The sequence below is a fragment of the Burkholderia sp. HI2761 genome (genome assembly GCF_002223355.1).
In the GTDB taxonomy this organism is placed as follows: Bacteria; Pseudomonadota; Gammaproteobacteria; order Burkholderiales; family Burkholderiaceae; genus Burkholderia.
This window is the reverse complement of sequence record NZ_NKFN01000008.1, coordinates 73,634-91,159: the sequence shown is the minus strand read 5'-3', so window position 1 is coordinate 91,159 and position 17,526 is coordinate 73,634. Positions and strand designations below refer to the sequence as shown.

Sequence of the window (17,526 nt, the reverse complement as noted above, 5' to 3'; positions counted from 1 at the left end):
GATCGGGGCTTTCATTGTGTATCTAGTGACCAATATAGTCAATAGTCACAAACGGTGACGCATCACGGCGCGAGGCTGCGGAGGACGAGGCTGGACAGTTGGGCGGGCGCGGCGTCGGTCGTGTCGAGGTTGTATTGCAGCAGCAGCGGATTCAGGTACGGCCGCATCACGAGATAGATGGCCGTCGCGGTTTCGTCCAGCGGCGTCTTGCGCTCGAACTCGCCGCTTTGCCGGCCTTCCTGCAGCACCTCCTGCAGCAGCTTCTGCACGCGTGCCTCGTAGGCCTGCACCGACCGCCAGTTTTCGGTGGCGGCCGACGCCGCGATGTCGTACAGCTTGCGGTCGCGGAAGAAGAGCCGCAGGCTCGCTTCGGTAAAGACCCTGAACATCCGCCGCAGCTTTTCGGTGGGCAGTTCGGCCTCGGCGACGGCCGCGCGGACGTCCGTTTCGATCTCGTGCAGGCAGTTCGCGCAGATCATTTCGCCGATCGCCTGTTTCGACTCGAAGAACTTGTAGATATAGGCCTTCGAGAAGCCGATCGCCTTCGCGAGGTCCGACACGGTCGTCTTTTCATAGCCGTACCGGCTGAAGTGCTCGGTGGCGGCGGCCACGATCTGATCCCGGACGTCGTGGTCGGCCGGGCCGCGTGCGGGTGCTGCGGAAGGGAGGGTTTTTTTCATGGGCGACAGCGGACAGGAATGGACAACGAGTGACTATTTGGTATTATAGTCACTATCGGATTCTTGCTAAAGCCCTCATGCTACCCAAACCCATCATTGCCGCGGCGCTGGCCGCCACCTTGTCGGCGGGATGTGCCGTCGGTCCCGACTATGTGCGGCCGGACGTGGCGATGCCGCGGCAGTTCGAGGGCCAGCATGCCGTGGACCAGCGCCACGCGGCGGCCGCCGCCGAACTCGCGACGTGGTGGACGGGCTTCGGCGATCCGCAACTGACGCGATTCGTCACGCTGGCGCTCGCGCAGAATCTCGATCTTGCGCAGGCCGCGGCGCGCGTCGCGCAAGCGCGCGCAGGCCTCGGTGCGGCGAATGCGGCGCTGCTGCCGTCCGGCAATGTGACCGGTCAGGCGGCGCGCGTCTACCAGTCGGTCGAAACGCCGCTGGGGCGCGTGTTGAATTCGACGCCGGGTTTCGATCGACATGGCAGCGACTACGAGGCCGATTTCAACGCGAGCTGGGAGCTGGACGTATTCGGCGGATTGCGCCGCGGCCGCGAAGCGGCGCTCGCCGACTATCAGGCATCCGAAGCGGCGGCGGTCGCGACGCGGCTCGCCGTCGCCGCGCAAACCGCGGATACCTACATCACAATTCGCGGGTTGCAGGGCCGGCTCGACGTCGCTCGGCGCCAGGTGCGGACCGAGCAGGATTTGCTGTCGACCCTCAACCTGCTCTATGGAAAGGGCCTCGCGGCGGAGCTTCAGGTGAGGCAGGCCGAAGGCGCGCTCGCGCAGGTGCGCGCCACGGTGCCGGTGCTCGAAGCGGCGCTGGACGCGGCGATGAATGCGCTCGACGTGATGCTCGGCTCGCAGCCCGGCACGCACCGCGCGGAATTGCTCGCCGGCGGCGAGGTTCCGGCGGCGCCGCGGATCGCGGCGACGGGCACGCCCGGCGAACTGCTCCGGCGCCGGCCCGACCTGATCGTCGCCGAGCGGCGCGTGGCGGCGTCGAACGCGCGCATCGGCATGGCCATCGCCGAGTATTACCCGAAGTTCTCGTTGAGCGGGCTGATCGGCAGCGCGACGACGATGGGCGCGGGCAACCTGTTTGCCGGCGGCGCGAACCAGGCTGCGGGCGTGCTCGGCCTGCGCTGGCGCCTGTTCGACTTCGGCCGGATCAATGCGCAGATCGCGCAGGCCAAAGGGCAGGATGCCGAAATGCTGGCCGCGTATCGGCTCGCGGCGCTGCACGCCACCGAGGACGTCGAAAACGCGTTCTCGGCGCTCGTCAAGCGTGACGAGCAGGCGGCCATTCTGGGCGACGGCGTGAATTCGCTCGGCCGCGCGCGCGCGGCATCGTTCGCGGCCTACCAGAAAGGGGTGGTCAGCCTGATCGAGGTGTTGCAGGCCGACGAAAGCCTGTTGCGCGCATCGGATGAACGCGTGCAGGCACGAACCGAATCGGCGCGCGCGGCAGTGGCTGCGTTCAAGGCGCTTGGCGGTGGCTGGCAGGCGCCGCAAGCGCAGGCCGTCGCGAGCCGGTAGCGGTATCGTCGAAACCTGATCGGTCGGGCCGGACAAGCGCCGACCGATCGCGGTTCCGGGGGCCGTGAGCCGGGCGCGTTCACGGTGCCTACGGATCTGACGCACAACGCGTCCGCGGAAAGACGATCGTCGTGGTGTTGTGTGGCGGCGACGAGTCGACGCAGAACGGCCTGCATCGTCCGGGAAGCCCCGCGCGCAGCACGCCGCTACCGATGTATCGCCGCCCGCAACCGCCTCACGTCCTGCTCCGACACCGGCGCGGCCCGATTCCCCCACGCGCCGCGCACGTAGCTGACCACCGCGGCGATCTCGGCGCTCGTCAGCGCGCCGCGCATCGCCGGCATCCGCTGCACCGGCCCTGGCGTCCCGGGCGCGGGCCGCGCGCCTTCGACCACGATCCGGATCGCGCTGGTCGGATCGGCCGCCACGACGATCGAACTGCCCGCGAGCGGCGGCCCGTGGTCGCGCACGCCCGTCCCGTCCGCGCCGTGGCAACGCGCGCAGAACCCCGCGAACACGCCGGCTCCCGGCGCCTGCTGGCCGCCTTCCGGGCGAGGGCCGGCGGCCGTCAGCCGCGGGACGCCGACCCCCAGCGGATTCGTCGCGGCGGTCGGTTGCGCCGGCAACGACTTCAGGTACACGGCGATCGCATGGCGGTCGGCGTCCGTCAGCAACGCGGTGCTTTCGCCGACGACCGGCGCCATCGCGCCGAACACCGCGCCGCGCGCCGCATGGCCGCTGCGCAGGAACGTCGCGATGTCGTCGGCCGACCAGCGGCCGAGGCCGTCCGGGTCCGCGCCGGTCAGGTTCGGCGCGAACCAGTGATCGTTGATGCCGCCGGTGAGGAACGCAGGGCTGCGCTCGTCGTAACCGCGTTCGTTGTAGGCCGGCCCGCGCGGCGTATGACATGCGCCGCAATGGCCGAGCCCCTGCACGAGATATGCGCCGCGATTCCAGTCCGCCGATTGCGACGGCTGCGGCGTGAACCGGTCGCGGTTCGCGAATGCGAGGCTCCACAGCCCGAGCGCCCAGCGCTGGTTGAACGGAAACGGCAATTGCGTGAGCTTCGCCGCGTTCGGGGAAGGCGCGACGCCGCGCATGAAATACGCATACAACGCGCGCACGTCGTCGTCGCTCAGGTGCGCGAGCGACGGGTACGGCATGGCCGGATACAACCGGCTGCCGTCCGCGCGCACGCCGCGCCGCAATGCATCGTCGAACTGGTGCAGCGTGTAATGGCCGATCCCGTGCGTCGGGTCCGGTGTGATGTTCGGCGCATAGATCGGCCCGAATGGCGAATTCACCGGCTGGCCGCCCGCGTACGGCGTATGGTCGGCCGCGTCGTGGCACGCGGCGCAATCGCCCGCGAGCGCGAGGTAGCGGCCGCGCGCGAGCGTCGCGGCGTCGGCGCTCGCGGCCGCCGCGGCGATCACCGGGCGCCGGGCGGTCGACGCGGAAGCCGCATGGGGCGGCGGGGCGGCCGCGCTCGATGCGCCGGAATCCGCTGCGCTCGCATCCCGCGATCGGGAAAGCCGCGGATCGTCTCTCGCGCGAGCGGACATCGACGCGCCGGCATCGGCCGCCGACGTGCGGATCCGCACGAACCGCCAGCCCGACGCGGGCTCGGGCGCTTGCGCCGCCGATGCGGCGCCGGCCGTGTCGCTGGCGGCGGCCGCGTCGTCGTCGCGCTGCATGTCGCACGCGCAGAGCGCGGTGCATACCGCGAGCGCGATACCCGCGCGGCGGCCCGGTACGAAGCACGAAGCGAACGAGATCAGCGCCATGGGCTGCAAGGCCCCACGAAAGCGGTGACGATCCCCGTAAACACCAGACCGATCACGAAGCCGAGCGCGGCGAGCATGCCGCAGCGCGCGAGAAAGCGCGTACTGTCGTCGCGCGTCGCGGCCGGCGCATCGGCATCGTGCCGGTGTCGCCACGCACGCGCGAGCCACGTCGCGCAGGCCGCGGCCAGCGCGAACGCGCCCGCGGCGATCAGCGCGAGCCACACGCCGACGTGCGCCCAGCGCGGCGCGGCCTGCGCGACACCGAGCGGATAGCACGCGGTGGACGCGAGCGTCTCCGACACGAGCATCTGCGCGAACCACAGCGCGGGCGCGCCGACGAGGCCGGCCGCGATCGCGAGCAGCGGGGTCCACGCGCGGCGGGCGTCGTTCATCCGGTACTCCTCAGCCAGAATGGCGATACGTACAGCGCGGTGAAGATGAACAGCCACACGATGTCGACGAAGTGCCAGTAGAGCCCGCCGACGGTCAGCGCGACGCGTCGCTCGCGGCCGAAGAACCCGGCGGCCGTCCACCCGGCGAGCAGCGCGAGGATCGCGAGGCCGGCCACGACGTGCGCGAGGTGGAACCCGGTGATCGTGAAGTAGAGGCTGCCGTACAGATGCGCGGTCGGGCCGTACGGATGGTCGCGCCATTCGTGCAGCTGGACCAGCGCGAACGCGGTGCCGAGCACCAGCGCGACGACGAGCATCGCGACCGCGCGCGCCTGCCTGCCGGCGCGTACCGCGCGTTCCGCGAGCCACACGAACACGCTGCTCGACAGCAGCACGACCGTGTTGGCGGCCGCGAGCCCGATCTTCGGCATCCCTTCGGGCGGCCACGGGGCGGACCACTGCGACTGCAGGTAGAAGTAGCAGAACAGCAGGTAGCCGAACAGCCCGGCCTCGGTCACGATCAGCGTGAGCACGCCCCACCAGCCGCCCGCGCGCTCGCCGCAACTGCCAACCGGCAGCGGCTCGATGCACGCGGCCGGCGCGCCGGCCGGGGCCGTCGCCGACGGCGGCTCGTCCGGATGCGGCCCGGCCGCCGCGGCGGGCGCCTGCGTGTCGGCGCGGGCCGGCAGGCGCGCGCGCTGCCCGAGCGTGCGGCGCGGCCACAGCCAAGCGGCGGTGGCGATCGCGCAACCGGCGAGCGCCACGCAGACGAGGGTCGGCGAGCGCGCGAGCATCGCCGCGAACACGGCGGTCGCCAGCAGCGCGAGCACGAACGGCACGCAACTGTCTTCGGGCATCTTCAGGATCGCGCTGGGTGTCGCGGCGAGCGGCGTGACCGCGAGCGCCTCGCGCCCGTCCGCGAGCCGGTAGCCGACCCGCAGGCTGGTGCGCTTCGGATCGTCGCGCGTTTCCCACAGCGGATGCCGCGACGCGACGAGCGGCAGCACCGCGAAGTTGTACACGGGCGTCGGCGACGCGACCGACCATTCGAGGCCGGCCCCGCCCCACGGGTTGTCGCCGGCGCGCGCGCCGCGCCGCGCGCTCAGCAGCGCGTTGACGACGAACATCACGATGCCGATCCCGAACACGAACGAGCCGATCGTCGTCAGCAGGTTCGACGTGTCCCAGCCCATCCCGGACGGATAGGTATAGATGCGGCGCGGCATCCCGAGCAGCCCGGAGACGTGCATCGGGAAGAAGCCGAGATTGAAGCCCACCAGCACGACCCAGAAGGTCCAGCGGCCGAACCGCTCGTTCATCATCCGCCCGGTGAACTTCGGGAACCAGTACGTGACGCCGCCGAGCACCGGAAACACGTTGATGCCGAGCAGCACGTAATGCAGGTGCGCGACGACGAAGTACGTATCGGTGAGCTGCCAGTCGAGCGGCACGGCCGCGGTCATCACGCCCGACACGCCGCCGATCACGAACATCAGCACGAAGCCCGCGAAATACAGGAACGGCGTGCGGAACACGGGGCGGCCGGTCCAGATCGTCGCGATCCACGCGAACACCGCGACCGCGCTCGGGATCGAAATCAGCATGCTCGCGGCGCCGAAGAACGCCAGCGCGAGCGGCGCGATGCCCGTCGCGAACATGTGGTGGACCCACACCTCGAAGCCGATCAGCATCGTCGCCACGGTCGACACCGCGACGGCCTCGTATGCGACGAGCGGCCGCCGGCAGAAGGTCGGCAGCGCGTCGGACACGATCCCCATTGCCGGCAGCACGACCACGTACACCCACGGATGCGCGAACATCCAGAACAGGTGCTGCCACAACAGCGGCCGGCCGCCGTGCGCGACGTCGAAGAAATGCGTGCCGGCATTGCGGTCGAGCCACAGCAGCAGGAACGCGAGGCTCACCGACGGCACCGCGACCAGGTTCGCGACCGACGCGGTCAGCGTGCCCCACACGATGATCGGCAGCCGGTCGATCGACATGCCGTGCGCGCGCATCCGCAGCAGCGTGACGACGAAGTTCGCGGCGCCGCCCGTCGTCGAGATGCCGAGCAGGATCATCCCGAGCGCATAGATGTCGATGTTCGCGCCGGCGCTGTAGTCGAGCGACGTCAGCGGCACGTAGTTGAACCAGCCGCCGTCCGGCACCGCGCCGAGCGGAAAGCTCGCGTACAGGAACAGCCCGGCGAACAGGAACGCCCAGTACGAGAACGCGTTCAGCCGCGGGAACGCCATGTCGCGCGAGCCGAGCATCAGCGGCCACAGGTAGTTCGCGAAGCCGGACAGCACCGGCAGCGCGTAGAGGAAGATCATCGTGACGCCGTGCATCGTGAACAGCGAATCGTATTGCGCGGGCGTGAGCAGCGTCGCGTTCGGCCGCGCGAGCTGGATGCGCATCACGAGCGCCTCGACGCCGCCGAGCAGCAGGAACACGAACGCGGTGACGATGTAGCGCAGCCCGATGCGCTTGTGATCGACGGTGCCGAGCCAGCCGCGCCAGCCGGGTTCCGATTCCCACTGCTCGGCCAGCGCGCGCTCGTGCGCGGAACCGGGCGGCGCTTCGCCGAGGTCGGGTACGCGGCTGAGCGGGGTGGGCGTGTCGTGGGCAATGGCCATCGGCATCCTCGGTTCAGTGCAGCGTCGCGAGATACGCGGCGAGATCGTCGGCGTCGCGCGGCGCGAGCGCGATCGACGGCATCAGCGATTGCGGCTTGATCTGCTGCGCATGCGCGATCCACCGGCGCAGGTTGTCGGGCGTGTTGTCGAGCGTGCCGGCCGCGAGCAGCCGGCGCGTGCCGACGTGCGTGAGATCGGGGCCCGCGTCGCCCGTCGCGTCGGTGCCGCGCACCGCGTGGCAGCCCGCGCAGCGCGCGGCGAACACGCGCTGGCCGCGGCGCTCGACCCCGGCGCCCGCCGTGGGCGCCGGGGCCGGCTGGCGTTGCGCGGCGAGCCATGCACGGAACGCGGCCGGCGGCTCGGCCACGACTTCGAACGCCATGTGGGCATGCTGCGCGCCGCAGTATTGCGAGCACTGCCCGCGATAGATGCCCGGCCGGTCGGCCTGCAGCCATTGGCGATTGGTCTGGCCGGGAATCGTCTGGGTCTTGCCGGCGAGTTGCGGCACCCAGAACGCATGGATCACGTCGGCGCTCTTCAGTTCGATCGCGATCGGTTCGCCCACCGGAATATGGATTTCGTTCGCGGTGACGAAGGCCGGCCCGCCGGCATCGTCCGGATAACGAACGGCCCACCACCAGTCTTGCGCGGTCACCGTGATCGTCAGCGCGGGCGGGCGCGGCGGCGCCGCGATCGCGCCCAGCACGCGCAGCATGTAGACGAGCGCGCCGAACAGCAGCAGGATCGAGATCGCGGAGCCCACGGTCACGATCGTCAGCCCGCTGCCGTGGCCGCCGCCCGCCTGCGCGCGACGGCGAAACAGCGCGATCAGCAACAGCACGGCGATCGCGACGCAGACGAACGTGCACAGCGCGAGCAGCGCCCAGCCGAGCACGAGGACCGGCTGTGCCGCGGGGCCGGCTGCGTGCATGACGTAGGCGAGCGGCAGCGGTGCGGCCGGATTGCCGGGCTCCGCAGGCTCGGCGGCCGCGCGCGCGACCAGCGGCGCGACCGCCCACGCGAACGGTGCGATGCATGCGATATGACGCGTTTTCCTGGACAGCGGAACGAGCAACGCGACTCCTTGCCGAATGCGGCGGCATGACGAAAGCCGTTCGCGGCCGAGCAAGTTTCGTGCGCACGCGGCTCGCTCGTAGGCCGCCGTGGGGACGCGGGATTGCGCGCGCAACGGCCGGTGCGTTACAGCCGCTTTGTAAATTGGGTGACCGTTCACGGCACGCATCGGGGCAATACGGCCTCCGAGGGCCGGCGTGGCCGGCGCGGCATGTCGTTTGCTGCGCCGATCCCGTTCCGGCATGCTGCGGCGCGAAAGCCTCGTAGGCGTGCCGGCCCTCATCGGACAACGGGAGGAACCGACCGTGAAGACCGTCGCGATCACCGGCGCAAGCGCCGGCGTCGGCCGCGCGACCGCCCACGCATTCGCGCGGCGCGGCGCGAACGTCGCGCTGCTCGCGCGCGATCCGGGCGCACTGGATGACACCGCGTGCGAGGTGCGTGCGTACGGCGTCCGGGCGTTGCCGATCGCCGTCGACGTCAGCGATGCGGCCGCGCTCGACGCGGCAGCCGAGCGGATCGAACACGAGCTCGGGCCGCTCGACGTGTGGGTCAACAACGCGATGGTCACCGTGTTCGCGCCGTTCGACGCGATCTCGCCGGAAGACTATGCGCGCGTGACGGCCGTCACCTACCTCGGCTGCGTATACGGCACGCGGGCCGCGCTCGCACGGATGGCGCCGCGCAACCGCGGCACGATCGTGCAGGTCGGCTCCGCGCTCGCGTACCGGTCGATTCCGCTGCAAGCGCCGTACTGCGGCGCGAAACACGCGATCCGCGGCTTCACCGACGCGCTGCGCTGCGAGCTGCTGCATGCGCACAGCCGTGTGCGCGTGACGATGGTGCAATTGCCCGCGATCGACACGCCGCAGTTCGACTGGGCCGAATCCGTGCTGCCGCACGCACCGCGGCCGGTCGCGCCGGTCTATGCGCCGGAGGTGGCGGCCGACGCGATCGTGCACGCCGCGCGGTATCCGTGCCGCGAGCGCTGGGTCGGCTGGTCGTCGCTCGCGGCGATCGTTGCGAACGGTATCGCGCCCGGCTGCTTCGACCGCTATCTCGCACGCACGGCGGTGCGCGGCCAGCAGCGCGCCGAGCCGGCCGGCCCGCGCCCGTCGAACCTGTGGACGACCGTGCCCGGCGGGCATGCGACGCGCGGCGCGTTCACCGACGAAGCGCACCGCACGGGCGCCGAGGCCGGGCTCGGCGCGTCGCGTGCGCTCGCATTCGGCGCGGCGGTCGCCGTGCTCGCGACCGCGTTTGCCGTCACGCGCAAATGGAACCGGTGAGCGCGATGCGGATCGAGGATTACGCGCTCGTCGGCGACGGTCGCAGTGCGGCGCTCGTCGCCCGCGACGGCAGCATCGACTGGCTGTGCTGGCCGGATTTCGATTCGCCGCCGTGCTTTGCCGCACTCGTCGGTACGCCGGACAACGGCCGGTTCCGGATTGCGCCGAGCGAGCCGGATGCGCGCGTGACGCGGCGCTATCTGCCCGGCACCGCGATACTCGAAACGACGTTCGAAACACCGTCCGGCTGCGTCGTGATCACCGACTGGATGAGCTGGAACTCGGCCGATCCGTGTCTGATGCGCAGCGTGTGCGGCGAGCGCGGGACGGTCGACGTCGACGTCGATCTCGGCGTGCGCTTCGACTATGGCAGCGCGCTGCCGTGGTGCCGGCGTTTCGGCCGGCGCTGGCGGATGATGACGGGCGGCGATGCGATGTGGCTCGACACGGATGCCCGGCTCGACGTGCAGAGCGACCGGCTCGTCGGCACGCTCCGGATCTCGGCCGGCGAGCGGACGGATTTCTGCATCAGTTATGCGCGTTCGTTCGACGCGGCGCCGGCGGTGCCCGATGCGTATGCGTCGCTGCGCGACACGCAGGCATTCTGGCGCGCCTGGTCCGATTGCAACGCGGCCGACGGCCCGTATCGCGACGCGATCGAACGCGCGCTGATCACGATCAAACTGCTGTCGAGCCTGCGCACCGGCGGCATCGTCGCGGCACCGACCAGTTCGTTGCCCGAGCGCCTGGGCGGCGCGCGCAACTGGGACTACCGGTTCTGCTGGCTGCGCGATGCGAGCTTCACGCTGCGCGCGCTGGTGCGCTGCGGCTATCGCGACGAAGCCGCCCGCTGGCGCGACTGGCTCGTGCGCGCGATCGCCGATCACCCGTCGCAATTGCAGGTGCTGTATGCGGCCGACGGCGGCCGGCGCGCGGCCGAGTGGGAGGCCACGCATCTGGCCGGCTATGAAGGCGCGCGGCCGGTGCGTTTCGGCAACGCGGCGGCCGACCAGTTGCAGCTCGACGTGTACGGCGAGGTGCTCGGTGCGCTGTACCAGGCACGCCGGCATGGGCTGCCGCCCGACGACGACGCGTGGACGCTCGAGCGGCGCCTGCTCGAACATCTCGCGACGATCTGGCGCGAGCCGGACGAAGGTATCTGGGAGGTGCGCAGCGGGCGGCACCCATTCACGTCGTCGAAGGTGATGGTATGGGCCGCGGTCGAAAGCGCGTACCGGTCCGCACGCGCATTCGGCCATCACGCGCCGCTCGCCGTGTGGCGGCGCTGGGCCGACGCGGTGCGTGCGGAAGTGCTCGAGCACGGCTATCACGCGCGGCTCGGCCGCTTCGTCGATCGTTTCGACGGCGACGGCATCGACGTCAGCCTGCTGCTGATTCCGCTCACGGGGATGCTCGACGCGTCCGATCCGCGCGTCGTCGCGACGGTCGCCGCGATCGAGCGTGAGCTGGTCGACGACGGCCTGCCGTTCCGCTATCGGCCGCCGCGTTTCGGGGACGGCTGCGAAGGCGACGAAGGCGCGTTTCTCGCGGCCGGCTTCTGGCTCGTGCAGGTGTACCGGATGCAGCGGCGCGACGACGACGCGCACGCGCTGTTCGAGCGGCTGCTCGGCTTGCGCAACGACGTCGGGCTGCTGTCCGAGGAATACGACGTGAACGCGCGGCGCATGTGCGGGAATTTTCCGTTCACGCTCGCGCAGGTCGGGCTCGTGAATGCGGCGCTCGCGCTGCAGGGCGACGGGCGGGACGACGTCGACATCGACTAGGCGACTACGCTAACCAGGTGCCACGCCGTTCCGCGCCTGCCTTGCTTACGATTCGCCTTTCCCTCCCTTGTCGTCCTTGCCGCGCTTGTCGCCGTGCTCGCCGTTGCCGGGCAGCACGGCCGACAGCACCTGCCGCGCGGTCTCGACGATCACGTTGGCTTCGCGCGCGTCGCCTTTCACCAGCGTTTCGGCGAAATGCTTCGCCTGCTGCAGCGTCACGTGCGGCGGCAGCGGCGGCACCTCGGGGTCACTCTTCACCTCGAGCACGACCGGCCGGTCGGACGCGAGCGCCTCTTCCCACGCGGCGCCGAGCTGCTCCGGATCGTCGACGTAGATGCCCTTGAGGCCGAGCAGCGTCGCGAAGCGGTAGTAGGGCACGTTCGGGATCTGCTGCGACGCGTCGAACTTCGGGTCGCCTTCCATCACGCGCTGCTCCCACGTGACCTGGTTCAGGTCCTCGTTGTTCAGCACCATGCAGATCCAGCGCGGGTCGGGCCACTGGCGCCAGTATTTGGCGACCGTGATCAGCTCGGCCATGTTGTTCATCTGCATCGCGCCGTCGCCGACCATCGCGATCACCGGGCGCACCGGATACGCGAATTTCGCGGCGATCGCATAGGGCACCGCGGCGCCCATCGACGCGAGCCCGCCGGACAGCGAGCCCATCATCCCGCGCCGCATCATCAGGTCGCGCGCATACCAGTTCGCGCAGGAGCCCGAATCGCTCGTCAAGATCACGTCGTCGGGCAGGCGCGGCGACAGCTCGGTAAACGCGCGCTGCGGATTCACGCCGCGGCCCGGGCTGGCCTTCGCGGCCGCGCGGGCCGCGAGCGTGTCGTGCCAGTCGTGGTTCCATTTGGCGATCCGGTCGCGCCACGCGGTATCGCGCCGCTCGTTCAGCAGCGGCAGCAGCGCGCGCAGCGTCTCGGCGCTGTCGCCGACCAGATTGACTTCCATCGGGTAGCGCAGGCTCAGCATGTCGGCCTTCAGGTCGATCTGCACGCCGCGCGCCTGGCCTTCCTTCGGCAGGAATTCCGAATACGGAAAACCGGAGCCGACGACCAGCAGCGTGTCGCATTCGGTCATCAGCTCGTAGCTCGGCTTGGTGCCGAGCAGCCCGATCGAGCCGGTGACCCACGGCAGGTCGTCCGGCAGTGCGGCCTTGCCGAGCAGCGCTTTCGCGGCGCCCGCGCCGAGCCGGTCGGCCACCGCGATGACCTCGTCGGTCGCGCGCAGCGCGCCAGCGCCGACCAGCAGCGCGACTTTCGACCCCGCGTTGAGCACGTCGGCCGCGCGGCGCAGGTCGTCCGCATACGGCACGACTTTCGGCGCCGTATAGCCGACCCCCGAATGCACGGTGCCGTGCGCGCGTTTCGGCGGCGCGTAGTCGAGCTCCTGCAGGTCGTTCGGCAGCACGAGCGCGGTCACCGTGCGCGCGCCGAGCGCGGTGCGCACCGCGCGGTCGACCAGATGACGCACCTGGCCCGGCACCGTCGCAAGCTGGACGAATGCGCCCGCAACGTCCTTGTAAAGCGCCGGAAGATCCACTTCCTGCTGATAGTGGCCGCCGAGCGCGGCGCGCGCCTGCTGACCGACGATCGCGAGCACCGGCATGTGGTCGAGTCGCGCGTCGTACAGGCCGGTCACGAGGTGGGCGGCGCCGGGGCCCGACGTCGCGACGCATACGCCGAGCTCGCCTGTAAATTTTGCATGCGCGGACGCCATGAAGGCCGCCATCTCCTCGTGGCGCGCCTGGATGAATTCGATCTTGCCGTCCGCGCGGTTCAGCGCGCCGAAAAAGCCGTTGATGCCGTCGCCCGGGTAGCCGTAGATGCGGCGCACGCCCCACGCGTACAGCCGCTCGACGATGAAATCCGCCACTGTCGCCATGCCGTTTCTCCTTGGTTCGGAATGAGCCGATGCGAGGCTGCCGCGCAAGGCACGTGCCGCGCCGCGTGCGTCGGGCACAGCGGTTGCACGCGCTGTCCGCAAGCAAAAAGCAAGCTGACCGGAGCGTAACGATGGCGCTTTCCGCCGCACCGGCGATCGACGACGTGCGTGCTCGCGCGTATCGCGTGCCGACCGACCGACCCGAAGCCGACGGCACCTATGCATGGACCGCGACGACGGTCGTCGTCGTCGAGATCGACGCGGGGCCTGTGACGGGGCTCGGCTATACGTATACGGATGCGAGCGCCGTGCCGCTCGTGACGTCGCTGCTGGCCGGCGTGGTGCGCAACCGGCCGGTGGTGGACATCCCGGCCGCTGTCGATGCGTTGTGGCGCGCGGTGCGCAACCTCGGCCGCAGCGGGATCGCGGCCACCGCGATTTCGGCGCTCGATGCCGCGCTGTGGGACGCGAAGGCGAAACTCGCCGACGTGCCGCTCGCATTGCTGCTGGGCCGCCTGCGCGAACGCGTGCCGGTGTACGGCAGCGGCGGGTTCACGACTTACGATGCGCCGACGCTCGCCGCGCAACTCGAAGGATGGCGCGCCGAGCACGTGCACGCGTGCAAGATCAAGATCGGCGTGCAGGATGCGCGCGATCCGTCGCGCGTGCAGGCGGCGCGCGATGCGCTCGGGCCGGGCGTCGACCTGTTCGTCGATGCGAACGGCGCGTACGCGCCGCGCACCGCGCTCGCGTTCGCGCAGGCGGCCGCCGATTGCGACATTCGCTGGTTCGAGGAGCCCGTCAGCAGCGACGACGTCGCCGGGCTGCGCTTCGTGCGCGAGCAGGTCGGCGCGCGAGTCGACGTCGCGGCCGGCGAGTACGCGTATACGCCCGACGATTTCCGGCGATTGCTGGAAGGCCGGGCGGTCGACGTGCTGCAGGCCGACGCGACGCGCTGCGGCGGCGTCAGCGGCTTTCTCGCGGCCGCCGCGCTTGCCGATGCGCACCACGTCGACCTGTCCGCGCATTGCGCGCCCGCGCTGCACCGGCACATCGGATGCGCGGCGCCGCGCCTGCGCCACGTCGAATGGTTTCACGATCACGTCCGCATCGAGCGGATGCTGTTCGACGGCGCGCCGATGCTCGTCGACGGCGCACTGGAAATCGACGCGGCGCGCCCCGGGTTCGGCCTTGAATTGCGCACCGCCGACCTGCTGGATTTCGCGCTCTGACTGCCGAGGAGGAGGAACGATGCGACACCACCGACATCGCGCGGCCGAGCGCGACAGGTTGCTGGCCGACGCCGCGCGACTGCTGAACCGCAGCGCGTTGCTGCTGGCCGGCTCGGTGCTCGCCGACAGCGGCGTCGAACACTATCGCGGCACCTTTCACAATCGCGCGATGCTCACGCCGCTCGCGATGTCGACGCTGTCGGTGATCGCGAGCGTGCACGGCCACGCGGACGACACGCCCGCGCGCCACCGGCTGCGCGACGCGGTGCACGTCGCATCGGCCGCGGTCGGCGTCGCCGGTTCCGCGTTCCACCTGTACAACGTGACGAAGCGGCCGGGTGGTTTCAGCTGGCACAACCTGTTCTATGGCGCACCGCTCGGCGCGCCGTTCGCGCTGCTGCTGTCGGGCGCGCTGGGCGCGGCGGGCGAGCGGTTGCGCGAGAGTCCGGCCGATGCGCCGCGGCTCGCCGGACTGCCGGCCGGGCGCGCGCTGGCTGGCCTCGTCGCGGCGGGGCTCGTCGGCACGCTCGGCGAAGTCGGGTTGCTGCATTTTCGCGGCGCCTTCCAGCATCGCGCGATGTTCGCGCCGCTCGTCGTGCCGCCGCTTGCCGCGCTGGCGACTGCCCAGCTCGCGCTGTCGCGCCCGCGCGCCGACCGGCGGTTCTGCCGCGGGTGGCTGCGCGCGACGGCCGTGCTCGGGTTCGTCGGCGTCGCGTTCCATGCGCGCGGCGTCGCGCGGCAGATGGGCGGCTGGCGCAACTGGTCGCAGAACCTGCTGTCGGGGCCGCCGCTGCCGGCGCCACCGAGCTTCACCGCGCTCGCGATCGCCGGGTTGGCCGCGACCGCGCTCGCCGAACAGGAGGCGTCATGAGCGACGCGAACCGCAAACCGGTCGCGCTGCCGCGCTACCCCGGCTACGACGTGCTCGCCAAGCGCGATACGCCGTCGTGGAACGATGCGACGCGGCGTGCGATCGATGCGCGCCTGCGCGTGGCGGCGAATGCGCCGCGTCATCTGGATTCCGAACGATACGCGACGCTCGGCGCATTGTGCGCGCGCATCGTGCCGCAGCAGCCGGGCGGCGCCGGTGCGATTCCGACCGCCGCGCTGGTCGATGCGCGGCTCGCGGCCGACGACGGCGACGGCTATCGCGATGCGCGTCTTCCGCCGCTGCGTGCAGCCTGGCAGACGGGCCTCGCCGCGCTCGACGCGATGGCGCGGCACGCGCACGGCTGCGCGTTCGCGGCACTCGGTGCGCGCGACGCCGACGCGTTGCTGCACGCGGTGCAGAAAGGTGACGTCGACCGGAAGGTGGAACCGGCCTGGGACGGCATGGACCCGCGCACGTTCTTCGCGAAGCGCGTGCTGATGGATATCTGCGGCGCGTATTACGGCCATCCGTTCGCATGGAACGAGATCGGCTTCGGCGGCCCCGCGAGCCCGCGCGGCTACGTGCGGATGGACTTCAACCGCCGCGACCCGTGGGAAGCGGAACTGCGCGTGGAGGAGGGCGATCGCGATGGCCGCCGATGAACCGCTGTCCGCCCCCTCGCCGCGCGGCCGCGACGGCCGTGCGCCCGATCCGTTGCGGGTCGGCGGCTGGTCGCCGATGCGGATGTTCCGCGACGACGAGGCGGTCGACTTCGTGATCGTCGGCACCGGCGCCGGCGGCGGCACGCTCGCGTGCAAGCTCGCCGAATACGGCTTCTCGGTCGTCGCGCTCGACGCGGGCGCATGGTGGCGGCCGCTCGAGGAATTCGCGTCGGACGAGACGCATCAGCACAAGCTGTTCTGGACCGACGAGCGGATCTGCGACGGCGCCGATCCGCTCACGCTCGGCACCAACAACAGCGGTCGCGCGATCGGCGGCAGCACCGTGCACTTCGCGATGGTGTCGCTGCGGTTCCGGCCCGAGTGGTTTCGCTCGCGTACCGCGCTCGGCTACGGCGTCGACTGGCCGCTCGACTGGCGCGAGATGTGGCGCTACTACCGCGAGGTCGAGCTGGCGCTGAGGATCAGCGGGCCGGTGAACTACCCGTGGGGGCCGCCGCGCCCGCGCTATCCGTATCGCGCCCACGAACTGAACGCGGCCGCGCTCGTGCTTGCGCGCGGTGCCGAGGCCATGGGCATCGACTGGACGCCGACGCCGCTCGCGACGCTGTCCGCGCCGCGCGGCCGCGCGCATCCGTGCGTGTATCGCGGCTTCTGCATCGCCGGCTGCGCGACCAACGCGAAACAGAGCGCGCTCGTCACGTGGATTCCGCGCGCCGTCGCGGCCGGCGCCGAAGTCCGCGATCTCGCGATGGCGCTGCGCATCGAGGCCGACGGCGATCGCGTGACCGGCGTGCACTACGCGCGCGACGGCCACACGCGGTTCCAGCGCGCGCGCAACGTCGTCGTTGCCGGTTATGCGATCGAGACGCCGCGCCTGCTGCTGCTGTCCGCGAACGGGCGGCATCCGCAGGGGCTCGCGAACCGTTCTGGCCTCGTCGGCCGCTACCTGATGGCGCAGCTCAACCAGGCGTCGTGGGGGACGCTGGACGACGAAGTGCGCTGGTACAAGGGGCCGCCGTCGCTGTCGATCACCGAGCACTGGAACTACGCGGACGAAGGCAAGGATTTCTTCGGCGGCTACTGCTGGATGAGCCAGGGGCCGCTGCCGATCGAATGGGCGCGCAAGGTCGCCGCGCGCGGGTTGTGGGGCGACGCGCTGAAGCGCGAGATGGCGCGCTACAACTTCCAGGCCGGCCTGAAGATCGTCGGCGAGACGCTGCCGCGCGCGGACAACCGCGTGACGCTCGCCGACGAACGCGACGCGTTCGGGCTGCCGATCGCGCGCGTCACCTATTCGTACGACGACAACGACCGCCGGATGATCCGCCACGCGTTCGCGCAGATGGGGCGTTCGCTGGAGGCGGCCGGCGCGCGCGACATCTGGCACGAGGAGGACGACACATGCCATCTCGCCGGCACCGTGCGGATGGGCGACGACCCGGCGACGAGCGTCGTCGATGCCGACTGCCGCAGTTGGGACATCCCGAACCTGTGGGTGTGCGACGGCTCGGTGTTCCCGACCGTCGGCGGCGTGAATCCGTCGCTGACGATCCAGGCGATCGCGTGTCGCACCGCCGATCGCATTCGCGCACTGGTCGCGCGCGGCGACGCGCATGCGCGTGCGCGATGGCGGTGAATTCGCGGCGCGGCCCCAGCGGCAGCCGATACGACAG

General features: G+C 70.9%; 13 protein-coding genes. 7 read left to right on the top strand and 6 right to left on the bottom strand.

The genetic code is table 11. The annotated features are described in order from the left end of the window. Positions 1–62 precede the first annotated feature (62 nt). Entirely contained in the window at positions 63–680 is a 618-nt protein-coding gene (locus CFB46_RS30375) for a TetR/AcrR family transcriptional regulator (protein ID WP_027785962.1), read from the bottom strand. 77 nt (positions 681–757) lie between these two features. Between CFB46_RS30375 and CFB46_RS30370 the strand changes: the two genes are divergently transcribed. After that, complete coding sequence (locus CFB46_RS30370) at positions 758–2,218, top strand: efflux transporter outer membrane subunit (RefSeq protein ID WP_027785961.1); 1,461 nt, start codon at positions 758–760, stop codon at positions 2,216–2,218. 206 nt (positions 2,219–2,424) lie between these two features. Here the strand turns inward: CFB46_RS30370 and CFB46_RS30365 are convergent, their stop codons facing one another. From CFB46_RS30365 to coxB, 4 genes are read right to left on the bottom strand one after another with little or no spacing between them, the layout of a single operon-like run. Then, a complete protein-coding gene (locus CFB46_RS30365) occupies positions 2,425–4,002 on the bottom strand; it encodes a cytochrome c (RefSeq protein ID WP_089502424.1) in 1,578 nt (525 codons plus the stop codon). Beyond that, positions 3,993–4,394, bottom strand: coding sequence for a hypothetical protein (locus CFB46_RS30360; RefSeq protein ID WP_027785959.1), 402 nt, complete (start codon positions 4,392–4,394; stop codon positions 3,993–3,995). Before CFB46_RS30360 ends, CFB46_RS30365 begins: the two co-directional genes overlap by 10 nt. Continuing rightward, the gene (gene ctaD / locus CFB46_RS30355) at positions 4,391–7,030 is read right to left on the bottom strand and encodes a cytochrome c oxidase subunit I (protein ID WP_027785958.1); all 2,640 of its coding nucleotides are present in this window, start codon (positions 7,028–7,030) and stop codon (positions 4,391–4,393) included. Before ctaD ends, CFB46_RS30360 begins: the two co-directional genes overlap by 4 nt. Before the next feature lie 13 nt (positions 7,031–7,043). Continuing rightward, positions 7,044–8,105 carry a cytochrome c oxidase subunit II gene (coxB, locus tag CFB46_RS30350; RefSeq protein WP_027785957.1) on the bottom strand — a complete coding sequence of 354 codons (1,062 nt, stop codon included), beginning with the start codon at positions 8,103–8,105 and terminating at the stop codon, positions 7,044–7,046. 304 nt (positions 8,106–8,409) lie between these two features. Between coxB and CFB46_RS30345 the strand changes: the two genes are divergently transcribed. Both CFB46_RS30345 and CFB46_RS30340 read left to right on the top strand, forming a co-directional pair. After that, the gene (locus CFB46_RS30345; protein WP_027785956.1) at positions 8,410–9,393 is read left to right on the top strand and encodes an SDR family oxidoreductase; all 984 of its coding nucleotides are present in this window, start codon (positions 8,410–8,412) and stop codon (positions 9,391–9,393) included. A gap of 5 nt (positions 9,394–9,398) precedes the next feature. Beyond that, on the top strand, positions 9,399–11,177 hold the full coding sequence (locus tag CFB46_RS30340; RefSeq protein WP_034185542.1) for a glycoside hydrolase family 15 protein: 1,779 nt from the start codon (positions 9,399–9,401) through the stop codon (positions 11,175–11,177). Positions 11,178–11,222: 45 nt separating this feature from the next. Here the strand turns inward: CFB46_RS30340 and CFB46_RS30335 are convergent, their stop codons facing one another. After that, positions 11,223–13,067 carry a thiamine pyrophosphate-requiring protein gene (locus tag CFB46_RS30335; protein ID WP_027785954.1) on the bottom strand — a complete coding sequence of 615 codons (1,845 nt, stop codon included), beginning with the start codon at positions 13,065–13,067 and terminating at the stop codon, positions 11,223–11,225. A gap of 131 nt (positions 13,068–13,198) precedes the next feature. Here CFB46_RS30335 and CFB46_RS30330 point away from each other — a divergent pair, with 131 nt between their 5' ends. The 4 genes from CFB46_RS30330 to CFB46_RS30315 are packed head-to-tail and all read left to right on the top strand — an operon-like array spanning position 13,199 to position 17,489. Beyond that, positions 13,199–14,299: an enolase C-terminal domain-like protein gene (locus CFB46_RS30330; protein ID WP_027785953.1), complete on the top strand. Its 1,101-nt coding sequence runs from the start codon at positions 13,199–13,201 to the stop codon at positions 14,297–14,299. Between the two features lie 19 nt (positions 14,300–14,318). Beyond that, entirely contained in the window at positions 14,319–15,170 is an 852-nt protein-coding gene (locus CFB46_RS30325) for a hypothetical protein (RefSeq protein WP_027785952.1), read from the top strand. Then, the gene (locus CFB46_RS30320; RefSeq protein ID WP_027785951.1) at positions 15,167–15,832 is read left to right on the top strand and encodes a gluconate 2-dehydrogenase subunit 3 family protein; all 666 of its coding nucleotides are present in this window, start codon (positions 15,167–15,169) and stop codon (positions 15,830–15,832) included. Before CFB46_RS30325 ends, CFB46_RS30320 begins: the two co-directional genes overlap by 4 nt. Then, entirely contained in the window at positions 15,819–17,489 is a 1,671-nt protein-coding gene (locus CFB46_RS30315; RefSeq protein WP_027785950.1) for a GMC family oxidoreductase, read from the top strand. Before CFB46_RS30320 ends, CFB46_RS30315 begins: the two co-directional genes overlap by 14 nt. Positions 17,490–17,526 lie beyond the last annotated feature (37 nt).

Coding starts and splice junctions, on each gene's coding strand:
- CFB46_RS30375 (WP_027785962.1), bottom strand. CDS start 680: ATGAAAAAAACCCTCCCTTCCGCAGCACCCGCACGCGGCCCGGCCGAC.
- CFB46_RS30370 (WP_027785961.1), top strand. CDS start 758: ATGCTACCCAAACCCATCATTGCCGCGGCGCTGGCCGCCACCTTGTCG.
- CFB46_RS30365 (WP_089502424.1), bottom strand. CDS start 4,002: ATGGCGCTGATCTCGTTCGCTTCGTGCTTCGTACCGGGCCGCCGCGCG.
- CFB46_RS30360 (WP_027785959.1), bottom strand. CDS start 4,394: ATGAACGACGCCCGCCGCGCGTGGACCCCGCTGCTCGCGATCGCGGCC.
- ctaD (WP_027785958.1), bottom strand. CDS start 7,030: ATGGCCATTGCCCACGACACGCCCACCCCGCTCAGCCGCGTACCCGAC.
- CFB46_RS30340 (WP_034185542.1), top strand. CDS start 9,399: ATGCGGATCGAGGATTACGCGCTCGTCGGCGACGGTCGCAGTGCGGCG.
- CFB46_RS30335 (WP_027785954.1), bottom strand. CDS start 13,067: ATGGCGACAGTGGCGGATTTCATCGTCGAGCGGCTGTACGCGTGGGGC.
- CFB46_RS30330 (WP_027785953.1), top strand. CDS start 13,199: ATGGCGCTTTCCGCCGCACCGGCGATCGACGACGTGCGTGCTCGCGCG.
- CFB46_RS30325 (WP_027785952.1), top strand. CDS start 14,319: ATGCGACACCACCGACATCGCGCGGCCGAGCGCGACAGGTTGCTGGCC.
- CFB46_RS30320 (WP_027785951.1), top strand. CDS start 15,167: ATGAGCGACGCGAACCGCAAACCGGTCGCGCTGCCGCGCTACCCCGGC.
- CFB46_RS30315 (WP_027785950.1), top strand. CDS start 15,819: ATGGCCGCCGATGAACCGCTGTCCGCCCCCTCGCCGCGCGGCCGCGAC.